A 16,147-nucleotide genomic window follows, 5' to 3' on the forward strand; every position below is an offset into this window, starting at 1 on the left:
GAGTCTGAAATGAGACTGGATTACACGAAAGCGTCCCCCGGCGGCGTAAAGGCCTTTGGCAGTGTCTACGGCTACATCATGCAGTCGGGCCTCGACAATGTCCTGGTCGACCTGGTCTATCTGCGCGTGAGCCAGATCAACGGATGCGCATATTGCCTCGATATGCACACGCGCGAGCTTGTCACGAAGGGCGTGAAGGTCGAGAAGCTCGCACTGGTGCAAGCCTGGCACGAAGCCGGCGCCCTGTTCAGCGACCGTGAAAAGGCTGCCCTTGCATGGGCCGAGTCAGTGACTCGCGTTGCCGATACGCACGTTCCTGACGACGTGTTCCAGGCAGCCGCGGCGGTCTTCAGCGAAAAGGAACTGGCCGACCTGACGATGGCCATCAGCCTGATGAATGCGTTCAATCGCCTGGCGATCAGCTTCCGCCGCGAGCCGGAAGCGGCGCTCGCGCCCAAGGACTGATTGGTCAGCACGAGCTGCGGGTAGCTTCCTGACCGGGGGGCGTGCGGTTTTCTGCGGCGGCTTACGCGAAGGCGTGCTTTTCCGCTTGGCAAGAGCAAATCATCGTCGTCGTGGCACTGGCAACCCAGTGCCCCACTACGTCGAACTCGATATCAAGGCGGCGCGCGACGCAGATGCGACCGATGCGCGGCTCACCGCCGCTGGCTTTGCCGTCGCGATCCGCGCATGCGGCCCTATGACCCACACCACCCATCTGTTCAGGAGTTGAAGATGAAACCGATCTTTTCCCTCGCCACGACACCGCCCACAGCGGCTACCCCAGACTATACGGCCTTGTTGCGCTGGTCCCTGGTCGTGGTCTTCCTATGGTTCGGCGGGATGAAATTCACCCTCTACGAAGCGCAGGGCATTGCGCCGTTTATCGAACATAGCCCCTTCATGAGTTGGCTTCTCAGCGCTTTCGGCGTGCGTGGCGCCAGCGCCGTCATTGGTGCGCTGGAACTTGCCACTGCCGTCGCGCTGGCCACCGGTGCCTTCCACCGCGGCGTGTCCGTGCTCGGTGCGGCAATGTCGTGCGCGACCTACGCCATCACGCTCACGTTCTTTTTCACCACCCCTGGCGTCGCGGAGCCGACAGCGGGCGGACTTCCGGCAATTTCCGCACCAATCGGTCAATTCTTGCTGAAGGACCTGGTGCTGCTGGCGGCGTCCGCCCTGCTACTGCGCACGTCCCTGGCGCACTGGCAAGCCGCGCGTGACGCATCTCCCCGACTGCTGCCCGGCAGTGCGCACCAGCCGGTCAGCGCCTGACTGCGGCGGCGCGGCCTATGCTCCGGCATAGCGCCGCGCCGCTCTTGTCCGGCGCGTGGTAGTGCGCCCTCAATCGGGCTCAGGATCGTCCCTGAACTTCAGTTGCACATGCCGCCCTTCGCTGACGGTTCCATTCTTGGCGACGGCGAAGAGCAAATAGTCCCCGGCAATCGCAAGCCCTGGCAGCGGCGGGGCCGTGACTTCCAGCTTGCCGCTGTTTTCCTTCGCGACCGGCAGCTTCACGTACCGGTTGCCCCAAGTCCAGTTGTGGGTGACCGGACCAGTACGAATCAGCGCAACCGATTCGACCTCGGCGCCGGACACGTCCAGCTTGAACTTGTTGCCGTAGTGGATGCTGTTCGGGGATTTGTCGATGACCGGCTTCGCTCCCTTGAAGAAATAAGGTGGCTTGTAGAACTCGAGCACCGGGACGGCGGCATCCCGTTGTGCCTGGGTCTGGGGTGATCCTGGTATCAGGTTGACCCTGTTGCCTCCCATCACCCATACGCCACCATTTGGCATCAGTAGCGCAGTGGAATGGTCATGCCGAGGCACCGGCGAAGTGACCACGTCGGTCCTGCTGCCGTCGGCCGGATTGAACATCTGATAGGCAAGGCTGTTCACGTTTCCATCGGCACCACCAACGACCAGCAGTTTCCCATCGGGCAGGGCGACCACATTATTCTGCGTGACCGGCAGGGCCAGGTTGGCGAGGGGCTTCCATTTTGGCGCCGCACTGGAGAAATTAATCGTTTCTGCCGTCGCTGCCGCCGGTGTGTTGCCGCCATTCGATCCGCCGAAAAGGAACACATCCTGTGACCATGTGCCATCGGAATTGATCGTCACCATGATGACCCCGGCGCCACTGTCGTGGGCGTTCTGCGCCGTATCGACATATGCCCAATGGTTCTGTGCCGGCGCGGCGATCAGTGGATCGGCCAGCGCCGCCTGGACATCGAGCAGGTAGGTCTTGCCGCTGTAGAAGAACGGATCATATCCCCGGATATTGAGCCCGCCCGGTTGTCCAGGCAGGGGCGGTACGACTTCGGATGTTACCGCGACCTTCCAGTCGCTCTCGCCAGGGCCGGTCTGGACGACAAAGGCGCGCGGATACATTGGCAGCAGCTTCTGCGCGTTCTCCAGCGCTACCGTCGTATCCGTCTTCGGGTCATATACTTCCGGGACTGCCTGCCGCACCTTGGTGGCACTCGCATTGGCCGGCCCTACGCTGGTATCCTGGTCGGAGCCGGACAGGACCAGGATCTTCCCATTGGGCAGGGTCACGGCGGACGGGTACCACCGTTGGTACTTCAGGTCCGAGGAAATCCTTGGATCGGTGTTGTCCTCATTCAGCGGATTGCAATGTGACAAGACGCCGGTCGGGTCCGATTCAAAGCCGGATCTGACGCAAGGTATAGGTCTGCTTACCCATTGCTCGGTCTTGGGGTCGAATATGTTGACCTTCCTTCCGCCATTGTTGCCGCCCTTGTCATGTAGCCCGAATACGTAGATACGGCCATCAGTCCCGGACACGTGGCCATTACAGAACAGGTTATATCCCAGGCCCCTGGAAAAACCGGCATCCGAGAAGAACGGGTCGGTATAGGTAATGTCCGCGCTGGTCAGATCGGCGATAGCCGTCTTGGTGAATGTGCCGGTATTGATCAGGGACTGCAGTCCGCAGACATCGACGATCTGGGCGTTTTCTCGTTCGAGGTCAGGGCTGTAGCGCGACCAGCCGCTTTCGTCGAGTTGGCCAAGTGAGAACCCCCCCTGTACCAACTCAATGTATTTCTGATTGAACCCGGGAAATCCACCGCCCTGCACTGGCGGATTGAGATAGTGCTTTGGCTTGTACTCCGACGGCCGCATCCAGATCAGCATCTTCGGACATTCTGCATACTTCTTGTTCCATATCAGCGAGGCATGGACGAAATCCTTGTGGATCGGAATCAAGCCGCTGTTTTGTCCGCATACCGCCGCACCGGCGGCAGGACAGTCATCTACTGCCAAAGCGGGACCGACGGATGCTGCAATCAGCAGGAAAGAACAAGTGCCTGTCAGCGCCAGCGACAGGGCTCGGTGAAAAATTTCCATACGACCTCCTTTGAGGCCATCAACGCGAGAACAGGGGTTGGAGGTTTGTCTTGTCGCACATCGTTTGCCTTGTTTGTCCTCCTTTCCGTCCATCCAGACGGCGTCTCGACTGACTGGGACTTGTAGCCAGAACGATGCCATGAACGCTATCTCGTTGATTCTTTTCGGAGATGTCGCCGTGAGAGAACGACCGGAAGACGCAAAACGGAAAATTTGTTCCAGAGTTGAGACGAACTGGTTTGGGGGACTGGCCTGATGGGAAGTGTTACGGTCGCCAATGCGCCGGCCGGCCTGCTGACAGCCGCAGCGCGGCCTATGCCCCGGCGTAACGCCGCGCCGCGCGCAGACTGTCCAACGACCCTTCGGCTCCTTGAAAGGGTCTGGGGCCGGCGCGGACGAACTGCGGCGCCGCACGCCTTGAACCTGTGGGGCGATTCTGCCCACGGCGGCAGGCCCTACAATCCGCTGCGGATTGGCAGAACTATTCAGGAAAATCCAACAATGCGGCGCTGGTGCTGTTCGGCTGCCAAAACAAAAGGTCGCGGCCGGCGCAGCGGGTGCGCTCGTCTTCCCTCCTCTGTCAAAGGGACGTTGGCGGACCCGGCAAGTCGCGCGAATTAGCCGGGCATCGATTTTGCTGGTCTATATTCCAATGGTGATTTTTTTATCGTCCGACAGTGTTCCCGCGTCGGGATCCACGTGACGAGTATGTAATCCGGTCACCGCTGGAGAGGCAACATGAGCGTTGTTCCTGAGCCGAGGGTCGCGGGCAGCACTTCGGCCCGAAGGAAAGCCCAAAGGAAAAACACTGGCGCCTCCCACCGGCACGTGTGGACCCGATACTGGGCCATCGCAAAACCTTACTGGTTCTCGCAGGAAAAATGGAAGGCCTCGGGCTTGCTGCTCCTGTTGGTCCTGCTGCTGCTGGGCCAAACCCAAACCGAAGTCCTGTTCATCGAGCAATCCGGCGAATTTACCTCGGCCCTCGCGGCACAAGATGCCGATCGCTTCTGGGCCGCGATCAGGAAATGTCTCTATATCCTGATCGTAGCCGTTCCCACTTACAGCTTTTACCATTTCGTCAGAAATAAACTGGGCCTTTTCTGGAGGCGCTGGTTGACGGATCACTACCTGGACGGATATTTCAAGGCCAGGACTTACTACAAACTCAATGCCAATACCGCGATCGACAATCCGGATCAGCGGATGACCGAAGATATCAATACTTTCACGCGGCAATCCCTGTTTTTTCTGTCGATTGGCGTCGGCGCACTGCTGCAAATCATCGCATTCAGCGCGGTCTTGTGGTCAATCTCCAGGGAGCTGGTCTACTTTCTTGTGATCTACGCGGTTGCAGGCACATTCATAACGGTCTTTTTTTTCGGCCGCGTCATGATTGGCCTGAATTTCTATCAGTTAAAACGGGAGGCGGATTTCCGCTTCAGTCTGATCCGGGTTCGTGAGAATGCTGAGTCCATTGCGTTCTATCGGGGTGAAGCGCTGGAATCATCCCACGTGCGCGGCCGTTTCGATCATGCCTTCCGCAACTTCAACAAACTCATTAACTGGCAGCTCAATCTGAGCCTGTTCCAGTATGCCTATAATTTCCTCACCATCGTACTACCCAGCGCCATAGTCGCTTCACGCGTGCTTTCCGGCGAACTCGAAGTCGGTCGCGCCATCCAGGCGGCCGCCGCATTTGCCGCCGTACTGAACGCCTTGACCGTGATCGTTGACAATTTTGAAGACCTGAGCCGATTTGTGGCGGGACTGGATCGACTGGACACATTCTCCGGCGCTCTGACTTTGAAGGCAGCAACCTCCTCCGGGCCAGCGGACAGGATCGAATCCATCCTGGATTCGCGCCTGGCACTGGAACATGTCACCTTGCAGACACCCAACCAGGAGCGAACACTGGTCCACGACCTGACGTTGTCGATCAACCCGGGCGAGGGACTTCTGATTGTCGGGGCCAGCGGCGGCGGAAAGAGTTCCCTGATGCGCGCGATCGCCGGATTGTGGAACAACGGCACGGGATGCATCGTGCGGCCAAGTCCGCAGGAAATGCTGTTCCTGCCGCAGCACCCTTACATGGTGGTCGGCAGCTTGCGCAGCCAGTTGCTATACCCGAACCACATCGGCCAGAAGGTGCCTGACGAGGAACTCCTGCAACTGCTGGAGATGATCAACCTGAAGGATATCGTTGGCCGGTTTGGCGGGCTGGACACGGAAGTGGACTGGGGGAAAGTGTTATCCCTTGGCGAGCAACAGCGACTCACGATCGGACGCGTCTTGCTTGCCAAACCGCGCTACGTGATGCTGGACGAGGCCACCAGCGCCCTGGATAGTGGCAATGAGGAAAGCATGTATATGCTTTTGGCCGACATGCAGGCGACGCTGGTAAGTGTCAGTCATCGGCCAACACTTCTGAGATTTCACCACCAGGTTCTGGAGCTGCCTGGGAACGGGAATTGGTGGCTGCATCCGACCCGGGATTATCGCTTTGGCTGGTAAAGGTCCGCCCGGGGGTCCGCCCGATTGGGGACCACGGACCTCGTTCAGATTTCCCTGGACTATTCCCCCAGGGTCTCGATGATCTGCTCGCGCAGCCAGCGGTTACCCTCGTCATTGTCGAAGCTACGGTGCCAATGGACCGTGACCTCGACCTCGGCAATCTTGACCGGCAATGGATAAACCGCGAACTGCCCGCCTTCATTGAAAATTTGCGCCACGCGCTGCGGCACCGTGACCATCCAGTCAGTGCCCTTCAGGATCTGAGGGGTGACGGTGAAATGTGGCACCTGCAGGACAATGCGGCGCTGCAGGCCGGCCGCCCGAAGCGCATCATCGATATTGCGGTGACTGCTCTCGCTGGCTGCTACCTCGATATGGGACAGCTCGAGAAATAGCTCCGATGAAAGGCTGCGTGCGGGCAGCCCCGGGCGCTTGCGGGTAATGCAGACGTATGGCTCGCGAAACAGCACCTCAAAACGCGTGAGCGGTTTAAGGGCGGGCAGATTGCCCACCGCGAAATCCAGCTGGCCGAGCCGCAACGCTTCTTCCACCTGTGCCACCGGCACTTGCTTGACCTCCAGCCGCAGCAGGGGTGCGAGTTGCTGCAGCCTTTCGCACAACGGGGGCAGGAACACCTGCTCGCCGATGTCACTCATCGAAAGGCGAAATACCCGTTCGCTCGACTCCGGGTCGAATTGCTCGGCATGACGCAAGGCTTCGCGAATCGAGGCGATGGCACGCCCTACCGGCAGCGCGAGCTGTTGTGCGGTGGGTGTCGGCAACATCCCTTCAGGCGTTCGCACGAAAAGCGGATCGTCGAACAATGCGCGCAGGCGCCCGAGCGCATAGCTGATGGCAGGCTGCGTCAGGCCGAGGCGATGGCCGGCGCGTGTCAGGCTGCGCTCTTCGAGGATCACCTGGAAGACGCGCAGCAAGTTCAGATCGATGTCATTAAGATCAGCCATATTTATGCGTAACATAATCCCGATCAATTTGACCTATATATTACCCGTTTCTATACTGGCTTCACAGGTAGAGGAATGGGGCAAATGGAAACAACCGTCAAACATTGTGGCAGCCAGGACTCTGGCGTGGCGAATAACTACACCTTGCCGGCGCTGCTGGCCGCGCGTGCCGCGCGTCACGGGGATGCACCACTATTCTCGGACCGTCAGACACGGTGGAGCGGCAACGACGCATGCACCGTGGCAGCCCGCCGTGCCGGCAGCCTCGCAGCCGATGGCGTGGCGCGAGGCGACCGTGTTGCCCTGCTCTGCTCGAATCGCGCCGAGTTCATGGAGGTCGTGCTCGGCTGCGCCTGGTTGGGCGCAGTGGTGGTACCCATCAATACGGCCTCGCGCGGCCTGCAACTCGAACACATCCTGAGAAATTGCGGTGCGCGCCTGTTGGTGGCCGAAGCGCATTTTGTCGGCGCTGTCACGGCGCTCGATACCCAGGATCTCGCGCTGGAGCGAATCTGGCTGATCGGCGAGGCATCTGGCGAAGCGGCAGCACCGACACAATGGGAAACCATGCCGTTGCCGCCGCTCGGCGCGCCACTTGAGCCCGCTGCGCTTGCCGACGGCGACCCGCTCGCCATCCTGTACACCTCCGGCACCTCGGGCCTGTCCAAAGGTGTGATCTGCCCGCATGCCCAGTTTTACTGGTGGGGGCACTACACGGGGCGTCATCTCGGGGTGACGGCGGGAGATGTGCTCTACACCTGCCTGCCGCTGTTCCATACCAATGCATTCAGCAGCTTCTATCAGGCCTTGCTTAATGATGCGGAACTGGTGGTAGACCGCCGGTTTTCCGCGAGCGGCTTCTTTGATGCCCTGGTGGCGACGCGCGCCACCGTGACCTACGTGCTGGGCGCCATGGTGCCGATACTGCTCAGCCGCCCGGTCACCGCGGCCGAGCGCGCGCACCGCGTCCGTATCGCGCTGGCTCCGGGCGTGCCCGGTCAGTTCCAGGAAGCCTTTACCGCGCGTTGCGGCATCCGTCTGCTGGATGGCTATGGTTCCACCGAGACCAATTTCGCCATCGGTGGCGGTATCGAGCAGCAACGCCCCGGCTACATGGGCCAGGTGGCCGCAGGTTTCGAGGCGCGCGTGGTGAACGACCATGACCAGCCGGTACCGGATGGCGAGCCGGGCGAACTGATCCTGCGTGCCGACCGGCCGTTCGCGTTCGCCAGCGGTTACTTCGGCATGCCGGACAAGACCGTGGAAGCCTGGCGCAACCTGTGGTTCCACACCGGCGACCGCGTCGTGCGCGAGGCCGATGGCTACTATCGTTTTGTCGACCGCCAGAAGGACGCCATTCGCCGCCGCGGGGAAAACATCTCCTCGTTTGAAGTCGAGCAAGTCATTCTCAGCCATCCGGCGGTCGAAACCGCTGCGGTGTTCGCGGTGCAGTCCGCGCTTGCCGAGGACGAAGTGATGGCGATGATCGCCCTGCGCGAGGATGCGCGACTCGATCCGCTGGAACTCATCCAGTACTGCGAACCGCGCCTGCCATATTTTGCGGTGCCAAGATATGTCGAATTCGCGCGCGAGTTGCCGAAGACCGAGAACGGCAAGATCCAGAAATACAAATTGCGCGAACGCGGCGTGACCGCACAGACCTGGGATCTGGAGACTTCCGGATACCGCCTCAAGCGCTCATGAGGCGCGCCACAAGCAGGCCCCGAGAAGCCCGCTGGCAATCATCAAGAAGGATGCACGCCACGTCGCTGCGTGGCCGATGCATCCCGACGCATCGCATACATGACAAAGTACATCAGGAGACAGGCATGGCCAGTACGGAAACTTTATCCACCGTCGGCGGTACGGACTACGGTACGCACGACACTGCGGCGGCATCCCAGCCAATCGACGCCAAGGCGCTGCGCCGCATCGTCGTTGCCTCGGTGGCTGGCAACGCCCTCGAATGGTATGACTTCTTCTTGTACGGCACCGCCGCTGCGCTGGTGTTCGGCGAGCTGTTCTTTCCCCAGGGGACGGATCCCCTGGTCGGCACGCTGGCGGCGTTCGCCGGTTTCGCGGTCGGCTTTGCCGCCCGGCCGTTCGGCGGCATCCTGTTCGGCCATATGGGCGACCGCTATGGCCGAAAGCGCGCACTCGTGTGGACGCTGTCGATCATGGGCGGCGCGACCTTCCTGATCGGCTTGTTGCCGACCTACAACCAGATTGGCCTGTGGGCTCCCGCGTTGCTGGTGTTCCTGCGGCTGCTGCAAGGCATTGCCTCGGGCGGCGAATGGGGAGGCGGTGTGCTGATGATCAGCGAGAGCGCACCGCCCGAAAAGCGTGGCTACTACGCATCGTGGAGCCAGCTGGGGGTCGGCGGCGGCTTCGTGTTGTCGTCCGCCGCCTTCTTCGCGGTGCAGGCCCTACCGAAAACCGAGTTCATGAGCTGGGGTTGGCGCGTGCCCTTCCTCGCCAGCATCCTGATCTTTGGCGTGGGCGTCTACATTCGGTCGAGCCTGCCGGAAAGCCGGGAATTCGCCAAAGCGCAGGCAGCCGGCCGCAAGGCGCATCTGCCCGTGCTCGAGGTGATCCGCAAGCACCCGAAGGAAATCCTGATGGCAATGGGCCTGCGCGTGGCGGAAAACGGCGGCTCCTACATCTTCCTTGCCTTCGCCCTGGTCTACGCCAAGTTCATCGGCATCCCGAACCAGATCGTCCTGGCCGGCGTGATGGTGTCAATGTGCGTCGAGCTGGCCGCCATGTTGCTGTGGGGCAAGCTGTCTGACCGCATCGGCCGCAAGCCCGTGTACATGATCGGCGCCGTGGGGCTAGTGGTGATCGCCTTCCCCTTCTTCTGGCTGCTCGACACCCGCACGCCCGAACTGATCTGGCTCGCCTTCCTGCTTGCCAACCCCTTGTGCCATGGCGCGATGATCGGGACGCAACCGAGCCTGATGGGAGAACTGTTCAGCACGGAAGTGCGCTACTCCGGCATGGCGCTCGGGCATGAACTCGCCTCGGTGTTCGCCGGCGGCCTGGCGCCTCTGGCCGCGACCGCCATGCTGGCGCACTATCACTCGCCCTGGCCGGTGGCGTGGCTGCTGGTGGGCATGGGCGCGATTACCGTGGTTTCTCTGTTTTTCACCCACGAGACCGCCCGCCGGCAGGCGAAATAGGCAAGAACCAGCCGATCGAAAAACTGCGACGCAAGGACTTCTTTGAATGTCGATTCGTGATGATGACAACGTGGTACTGGCAGCCGGCGTCGAGGTGCCCTATCGCCGCCAGACGCCGGACCACAGCACCGCGGACCTGCTCGCGCAGGCGTTCGGCGCCGCGCTCGAACAGTCGGGCTTCAACGCCCGTGAGATTGACGGGCTGGGCGTCGCATCCTTTACGCTGGCCCCCGATCATGCGATCGACATGGCCTGGCGCCTCGGCCTCAGTCCGCGCTGGTGCATGGACGATTGCCACGGTGGCGCCAGCGCCATCAATATGCTGCAGCACGCCGTGCGCGCGATCCAGCACGGCGACGCCTCGGTCATCGCACTGCTCAGTGGCGATCGCTTTACGCCGGACGACTTCAGGAAACTGGTCGAGCACTACAACGTGACGACCAGCACCTACCTGAGGCCGCTGGAGAACGGCGGGCCGAACAGCCTGTTCGCCATGCTGACAGAGCGGCATGCACGCCGCCACGCATTTACGCGGCGCGACTACGGCGCCGTGTGCGTGGCGCAGCGCGCCTGGGCAGCGGGGAATCCGGGGGCGGTGTACCGCACGCCCCTCACGCTCGACGAGTATCTGGCCGCGCCGATGGTGGCCGATCCGCTCTGCCGTTTCGATTGCGTGCCTGTGGTTTGTGGCGCGAACGCGGTGATCGTGGCCCGTGCCGACCTTGTGCGCCGAGCGCCCACCGTACGCGTGCGGGCGCTGGAATGCCGCTACAACGCGGATCATCAGGCCGGAGACGGCTTGCAGACCGGGCTTGCCGCGCTGGCCGATGGCCTGTGGCAGCACGCCGGCGCCGGTCCCCGGGACATGGACCTGGTCTCGGTGTATGACGATTACCCGGTCATGGCCCTGGTGCAGTTGGCAGACCTTGGCTTTGCGCCGGACGGGGATTTACGTGGCCTGATTGCGCGCATCGGCACGCGCGAACTGCCGGTCAATACCTCGGGCGGACAGCTTTCCGCCGGCCAGGCGGGCGCGGCAGGTGGTATGCATGGCCTGGTCGAGGCCATTGTCCAACTGCGCGGCGCAGCTGGCGAACGGCAAGTGGCCGATGCCCGGCTTGCCGCCGTAAGCGGCTACGGCATGGTCGAGTATCGCTACGGCATGTGTGCCAACGCGGTGGTGCTTGAGCGAGTGGGGTAAGGAGCGAATTGATGAACCTGGTCGTTTTTCGTTGCGGGCAATGCGACACGGTCGTATTCCCCGCGCGCTATTTCTGTCCGCACTGCGGCGTCGCCGACTGGGAAGCGCAAGTCGTCGAAGCAGGCACCATTGAAGAAACAACGGCGGTGCGCCATCGCGTTGGCGCACAACACGGCGAAGCAGTGCATCTGGCCACTGTCAGGACGACGGCCGGCCCTCGCGTAATCGCCCGTCTCGACAAGCCCATGCACGCCGGCGACACGTTGTGGCTGGAACTGGACGATGCAATGCGCGTGCTCGGACACGCCGCGCGTCAGAGCGTCCCAGACCCGCAGATTCGATGAACACAGACGAGCGCGGCGAAGCCTCGCTCTTCGCCAACCTGAAGGAGGCATGACCAAAATGCTGATGGAGTTTGCCCAGGCACTGCAAAGCGGTGCGATTCGCGTGGTCGATCTGAGCCAGACCTTGCATCCACGTACCCCGATCATTCCGCTGCCTCCCCAATACGGGCAGAGCGCGCCCTTTCGCCTCGAGGAGATTTCAAACTTCGATGAGCGCGGGCCCGCCTGGTACTGGAATAACATTTCGTGCGGTGAGCACACTGGCACGCATTTCGATGCGCCGATTCATTGGATTACCGGCAAGGATTTCGAGAACAACGCAACCGACACGATCGACGTCCAGAAGTTCGTCGCGCCGGCATGCGTGATCGATGTCTCGGCGGAAACCCGGGAGAATCCCGATTACCTCCTTACCGTCGAACGCGTCGAGCAGTGGGAAGACCAGCATGGTCGCATCCCGGCGGGTTCGTGGGTGCTGATGCGCACCGACTGGTCGCTGCGCACCGATCCGGACGCCTTCCTGAATATGCGGGAGGACGGCGGGCACACGCCTGGTGGTCATCCTGACTTGCCGGCCTTCCTCGCCAGCGAGCGCGATGTGATGGGCTGGGGGACGGAGGCCGTCGGCACCGACGCAGGGCAGGCCTACGCATTCAAGCACCCGTTTCCCTGCCATAGCACCATGCATGGAAACAACAAGTTTGGCCTGGCGAGCCTGGTCAATCTCGACAAACTGCCGCCGACCGGTGCGATGCTGATCACGCCCCCGCTCAAGATCCGGCGCGGCTCGGGTAGCCCGTGCCGGGTTCTTGCTTTGGTCGAGGTGTAAGTTCGGGGCTGCTCTGGAAAGCCCTGTGAGGTGGGGCGCCTTGGCAAAAGGCGCCTCCCCCGCTCAGGCCAGCCCGTGCTGGCCCAGCAATGCGTTCAGCTTCCTGCCGTGCTCGTCCGCCAGCGCCGCCTCGCGCAGCTCGCGCAGCGTGGCGGGCGCCAGTTTCGCCCCGGCGCGCGTCACGGCGTCCATCAAGGTCTGGTAGTTGGTCAGGCCGCGCACATGGGTGTCGCTGTAGCCCTTGACCAGCCGCTGGCACTGCACCACCTCCAGCGCCAGCGCCGGGTTGATGCGCGCGGCGTCGAGCACGTGCCTGAGCCAGCCTTCGATGCGCTGCGTCTCCAGCTGATAGCGCAGCGTGCTGCGGCGAATGGCGCGCAGGCGGGCCACGGTCCACAGCATCAGGTAGCCACGTAGCGAACTGGTGGTGACCACGCGGCCTTCCTGCGTGAGGCGGCGCACCAGCCGGTTGACGATGTGCGGCTTCCCCAGCCAGCGACCTAGGCCGGCGGGCAGGGTTTCGCAGATCTCTTCCAGGCGCGGGTGCATGAACTCGTTGATCGCCAGGATCTGGTCGTCGCCGGCGCGCACCTCGTCGCGCACGCGGGCAAAGCGCGCATCGCGGATCTTCAGGTCGGCCACCCGGATGGTGTCCTCGTAAGACATCCACAGCGCCAGATGGCGCGCGATCTCGCGCAACAGTGCGATATCGTTGCCTGCGGTGAAGCGCACCGTGCCGAGGCGGTCGAGGTACAGGCCAGCGTAGGCCACGTCCTGGTAGTCGATCAGGCGGCGCACGCCTTCGATGACCACCGGATAGATCTCGACCAGTTGCTCGGCCCTGGCGCGTTGCAGCACCTGCGCGACCCTGTCGTCCTGCGGCTTCAGTTCGCCCGGCGCCTTGGGGGCATCGGCGCCCACATCGCCCGACTGAGCCGTGGCGAACGCCGCGCCGAAGGCGCGCAGGCTGGGCTTCACGCCCACGCCGCCGCGCTCGATGGTGGCCTCGAACTGCACGCGGCTGAATGGCAGCACACCGGTGCCGGCCAGCGCGCCGAACAGCACGGCGCTGATCACGCTGCCGTTTTCCTCGGCGGCCCGGGCCATGTCGAAGCGCACGTAGCGCTTTGCAGCCTTGCTGGCGTGCCCGATCAGTTCGTTACTGTCGACGCGGCCGTCGCCCATCGCGGACTTCTCGGCAATGGCGTACACGCGGTGCGTGGACGACACCAGCGTGGTGCGGTCCGGTGTCACCAGCCCGCGCTGGACGGCGCGGCCGGCTTCCATCAGTTCGGAAGCGAGCACCACGTCGACGTCGCCGGGGGTCGGCATCAGCGCCAGCACTGGCGTTCGGCCGGCACGCTCCGCCACGTCGCGCGGGAACAGCTCGACGTAGTAGATGGTCGCGCCGGTGCGCTGGGCCACGCCCGGCACCGAGGTAGTCTGGGCGATGCAGCCGTTATGCTCGCCCAGGTCGACGATCCAGTCGGCCAGCACGCCTCCGCCCTCGCCGCCCATGGCGAGGATGGCGATCTTGATGGGTTTTTCCTTGATCACGATGACGCTCTCAGAATGCGTAGCGGGCGCGGCGGGCGGCGTCACGGCCTTGCAGCCAGCCGATCACTGCGCCGCGCATGCGCTGGCGCAGCTTGTCCCAGCGGGTCGGGTTGGTGACGATCTGCGCGCGGTAGAACGACGGGCACAGCACGGCGGCGTGCGAGACCTCCCCGCACAGGCCGCAGCCCACGCAGCTGTCCAGCACGGAGGCGACGGGATCGGTGCGCAGCGGATCCGGGTTGGGCTTGATCGTCAGCGAAGGGCAGCCGGACAGACGGATGCACGAGTGATCGCCGGTGCAGGTATCCGAATCCACGCCAAAGCGCTCGCGCACCACGCGCTGGCCGTCTGCGATCGCCTTGCGCGTCTTCGGCTTCTCGCGGCGCTGCTTGTTCAGCATGCATTCGCTCTGCGCGATCAGCACCTTCGGACCCCTGGCACCGGTGGTCAGCGCCTCCTTCAGCGTGGCCTTCATCGTCTTCAGGTCATAGGTGCGGCGGATGGTGCGCACCCACTTGACGCCAACGCCTTTGACCGCGGCCTCGATGGCGTGGCCGGTGCTGCGTGTGGTATTCAGCGCCGTGGACGAGGGGATGTCCTGCCCGCCGGTGGCCGACGTGTAGCTGTTGTCGACCACGATGGTCAGGTTGTCGCTCTTGTTGAAGACCGCGTTGGCGATGCCGCTGGTCAGGCCGTTATGCCAGAAGCCACCGTCGCCCATCACGGAGATGGCGCGCTTGCCGCCGGGCGCGTTCAGCGCCGCGGCGCTGGCGCTGCCCAGGCCGTAGCCCATGGTGGTGTTGCCCAGGTTGAAGGGCGGCAGGATCGAGAACAGGTGGCAGCCGATGTCGGCACTGACGTGGTGCGCGCCGATTTCGCGCTCCACCAGTTTCATCGCGGTGAAGATGGGTCGCTCCGGGCAGCCGGTGCAAAAGCCGGGCGGCCGTGCATGCACGCTTTCGTCGACCGGCTTCGCCGGCTCGAGCACCAGCGGGATCACCTTCTTCGCCGGGGCGGGCGCCGTCACAGGCTCGATCTTGCCGTACTGCGCCAGGAAGGCGCGCAGGCCCTTAAGGACAACAGCCGTGTTGTATTCGCCGGCCAGCGGCAGCAGGTCCTTGCCGTGCAACGCGGTGGCGGCGCCCTGCTGGCGCAGGATGTTGGCGGCGTTCTGCTCGACGAAGTTCGGCTGGCCCTCTTCCAGCACCAGCACGGCCTGCTTGCCGGCGCAGAACCGCTCCCACTCGGCGTCGATCAACGGGTAGGCCACGTTCATCACATACAGCGGGATCTTCGATTCGCCGAACACATCGGCCAGGCCGAGCTGCTCCAGTGCACGGATCAGCGTGTTGTAGCTGCCGCCCTGCACCGCAATGCCGAGGTTCGCGAAGTTCTCGTCCCCGTCACCCTCGAAGAACTCATTGAGCCTGCGGTCCTCGATGAACTTCACGGCCGCGGGCCAGCGCTGACTGATCTTCTCGCGCTCGTGCAGGAAACTCGCGGGAGGCAGCACGATGCGATTAACGTCGCGCATGGGGTTCTCGAGCGCGTCGGTAATCGTGAACGCAGAGCGGCGATTGTCCGACGACACGAATTGGCCGTGTACGTGGCAGGAACGTACGCGCAGTTGCAGCATCACGGGCGTGTTGGATGCCTCGGACAGGTCGAAGCCGTCCTTCACCGCCTGCACGATGCACGGCAGGTTCGGGCGCGGGTCGAGCAGCCACATCTGCGACTTCATGGCGAAGGCGTGGCTGCGCTCCTGCATGATCGACGAGCCCTCGCCGTAGTCCTCGCCGACGATGATCAGCGCGCCTCCGGTCACGCCGCCGGAGGCCAGGTTGGCGAGCGCGTCCGAGGCCACGTTGGTGCCGACGGTCGCCTTGAAGGTGACCGCGCCGCGCAGCGGATAATTGACCGAGGCGGCCAGCGAGGCGGCGGCGGTGGCTTCACTCGCGCTGTTCTCGAAGCGGATGCCGTGCTCGGCCAGTATGTCCTGTGCGTCCGCCAGTACGTCCATCAGGTGGGAAATCGGCGAGCCCTGATAGCCGGCCACGTACGCCACGCCCGATTCCAGCAGCGCCTTGGTGACGGCAAGGATGCCCTCGCCGCTGAACACCTCGCCGGCGCCCAGGCGCAACTTCTTCACTTCTTCGACAAATGACCGCTCTGCCATAGTACTTCCT

Annotated in this window: 13 protein-coding genes; 9 read left to right on the forward strand and 4 right to left on the reverse strand. The window is 63.0% G+C overall.

Translation table 11 applies throughout. The annotated features are described in order from the left end of the window. Positions 1-9 precede the first annotated feature (9 nt). The 3 genes from K307_RS37785 (at position 10) to K307_RS37795 (ending at position 1,275) form a co-directional block, all read left to right on the forward strand. A complete protein-coding gene (locus K307_RS37785) occupies positions 10-465 on the forward strand; it encodes a carboxymuconolactone decarboxylase family protein (protein ID WP_042886195.1) in 456 nt (151 codons plus the stop codon). Between the two features lie 127 nt (positions 466-592). Beyond that, positions 593-733: a hypothetical protein gene (locus tag K307_RS48290; RefSeq protein WP_155301341.1), complete on the forward strand. Its 141-nt coding sequence runs from the start codon at positions 593-595 to the stop codon at positions 731-733. A gap of 2 nt (positions 734-735) precedes the next feature. Continuing rightward, on the forward strand, positions 736-1,275 hold the full coding sequence (locus tag K307_RS37795; protein ID WP_051975361.1) for a YkgB family protein: 540 nt from the start codon (positions 736-738) through the stop codon (positions 1,273-1,275). Between the two features lie 69 nt (positions 1,276-1,344). On the opposite strand, the gene K307_RS37800 is transcribed toward K307_RS37795, so the two are convergent. After that, positions 1,345-3,372 carry a galactose oxidase-like domain-containing protein gene (locus K307_RS37800; RefSeq protein WP_042886197.1) on the reverse strand — a complete coding sequence of 676 codons (2,028 nt, stop codon included), beginning with the start codon at positions 3,370-3,372 and terminating at the stop codon, positions 1,345-1,347. A gap of 738 nt (positions 3,373-4,110) precedes the next feature. Here K307_RS37800 and K307_RS37805 point away from each other — a divergent pair. Further along, positions 4,111-5,886: an ABC transporter ATP-binding protein/permease gene (locus K307_RS37805; protein ID WP_042886198.1), complete on the forward strand. Its 1,776-nt coding sequence runs from the start codon at positions 4,111-4,113 to the stop codon at positions 5,884-5,886. Between the two features lie 59 nt (positions 5,887-5,945). Here the strand turns inward: K307_RS37805 and K307_RS37810 are convergent, their stop codons facing one another. Continuing rightward, the gene (locus tag K307_RS37810; protein WP_042886199.1) at positions 5,946-6,851 is read right to left on the reverse strand and encodes a LysR family transcriptional regulator; all 906 of its coding nucleotides are present in this window, start codon (positions 6,849-6,851) and stop codon (positions 5,946-5,948) included. Between the two features lie 84 nt (positions 6,852-6,935). Here K307_RS37810 and K307_RS37815 point away from each other — a divergent pair, with 84 nt between their 5' ends. From K307_RS37815 to K307_RS37835, 5 genes are all read left to right on the forward strand, one after another. Then, a complete protein-coding gene (locus K307_RS37815) occupies positions 6,936-8,555 on the forward strand; it encodes an ATP-dependent acyl-CoA ligase (protein WP_042886200.1) in 1,620 nt (539 codons plus the stop codon). Between the two features lie 125 nt (positions 8,556-8,680). Next, positions 8,681-10,030 carry an MFS transporter gene (locus tag K307_RS37820; RefSeq protein WP_080745368.1) on the forward strand — a complete coding sequence of 450 codons (1,350 nt, stop codon included), beginning with the start codon at positions 8,681-8,683 and terminating at the stop codon, positions 10,028-10,030. 46 nt (positions 10,031-10,076) lie between these two features. Continuing rightward, on the forward strand, positions 10,077-11,231 hold the full coding sequence (locus K307_RS37825) for a thiolase family protein (RefSeq protein ID WP_042886201.1): 1,155 nt from the start codon (positions 10,077-10,079) through the stop codon (positions 11,229-11,231). An 11-nt stretch (positions 11,232-11,242) separates the two neighbouring features. Next, complete coding sequence (locus K307_RS37830; protein ID WP_051975362.1) at positions 11,243-11,575, forward strand: Zn-ribbon domain-containing OB-fold protein; 333 nt, start codon at positions 11,243-11,245, stop codon at positions 11,573-11,575. A 49-nt stretch (positions 11,576-11,624) separates the two neighbouring features. Next, a complete protein-coding gene (locus K307_RS37835; protein ID WP_042886202.1) occupies positions 11,625-12,404 on the forward strand; it encodes a cyclase family protein in 780 nt (259 codons plus the stop codon). A 63-nt stretch (positions 12,405-12,467) separates the two neighbouring features. Here the strand turns inward: K307_RS37835 and K307_RS37840 are convergent, their stop codons facing one another. Further along, positions 12,468-13,958, reverse strand: coding sequence for an indolepyruvate oxidoreductase subunit beta family protein (locus tag K307_RS37840; RefSeq protein ID WP_042887964.1), 1,491 nt, complete (start codon positions 13,956-13,958; stop codon positions 12,468-12,470). A gap of 13 nt (positions 13,959-13,971) precedes the next feature. After that, positions 13,972-16,137: an indolepyruvate ferredoxin oxidoreductase subunit alpha gene (locus K307_RS37845; protein WP_042886203.1), complete on the reverse strand. Its 2,166-nt coding sequence runs from the start codon at positions 16,135-16,137 to the stop codon at positions 13,972-13,974. Positions 16,138-16,147 lie beyond the last annotated feature (10 nt).

The sequence above is a fragment of the Cupriavidus necator A5-1 genome (assembly GCF_000744095.1).
GTDB lineage: Bacteria > Pseudomonadota > Gammaproteobacteria > Burkholderiales > Burkholderiaceae > Cupriavidus > Cupriavidus necator_A.

Bases quoted from the DNA above. Each gene is read 5' to 3' on its own strand.
- K307_RS37785 (WP_042886195.1), top strand. From the start codon at position 10: ATGAGACTGGATTACACGAAAGCGTCCCCCGGCGGCGTAAAGGCCTTT.
- K307_RS37795 (WP_051975361.1), top strand. From the start codon at position 736: ATGAAACCGATCTTTTCCCTCGCCACGACACCGCCCACAGCGGCTACC.
- K307_RS37800 (WP_042886197.1), bottom strand. From the start codon at position 3,372: ATGGAAATTTTTCACCGAGCCCTGTCGCTGGCGCTGACAGGCACTTGT.
- K307_RS37805 (WP_042886198.1), top strand. From the start codon at position 4,111: ATGAGCGTTGTTCCTGAGCCGAGGGTCGCGGGCAGCACTTCGGCCCGA.
- K307_RS37810 (WP_042886199.1), bottom strand. From the start codon at position 6,851: ATGGCTGATCTTAATGACATCGATCTGAACTTGCTGCGCGTCTTCCAG.
- K307_RS37815 (WP_042886200.1), top strand. From the start codon at position 6,936: ATGGAAACAACCGTCAAACATTGTGGCAGCCAGGACTCTGGCGTGGCG.
- K307_RS37820 (WP_080745368.1), top strand. From the start codon at position 8,681: ATGGCCAGTACGGAAACTTTATCCACCGTCGGCGGTACGGACTACGGT.
- K307_RS37825 (WP_042886201.1), top strand. From the start codon at position 10,077: ATGTCGATTCGTGATGATGACAACGTGGTACTGGCAGCCGGCGTCGAG.
- K307_RS37830 (WP_051975362.1), top strand. From the start codon at position 11,243: ATGAACCTGGTCGTTTTTCGTTGCGGGCAATGCGACACGGTCGTATTC.
- K307_RS37835 (WP_042886202.1), top strand. From the start codon at position 11,625: ATGACCAAAATGCTGATGGAGTTTGCCCAGGCACTGCAAAGCGGTGCG.
- K307_RS37845 (WP_042886203.1), bottom strand. From the start codon at position 16,137: ATGGCAGAGCGGTCATTTGTCGAAGAAGTGAAGAAGTTGCGCCTGGGC.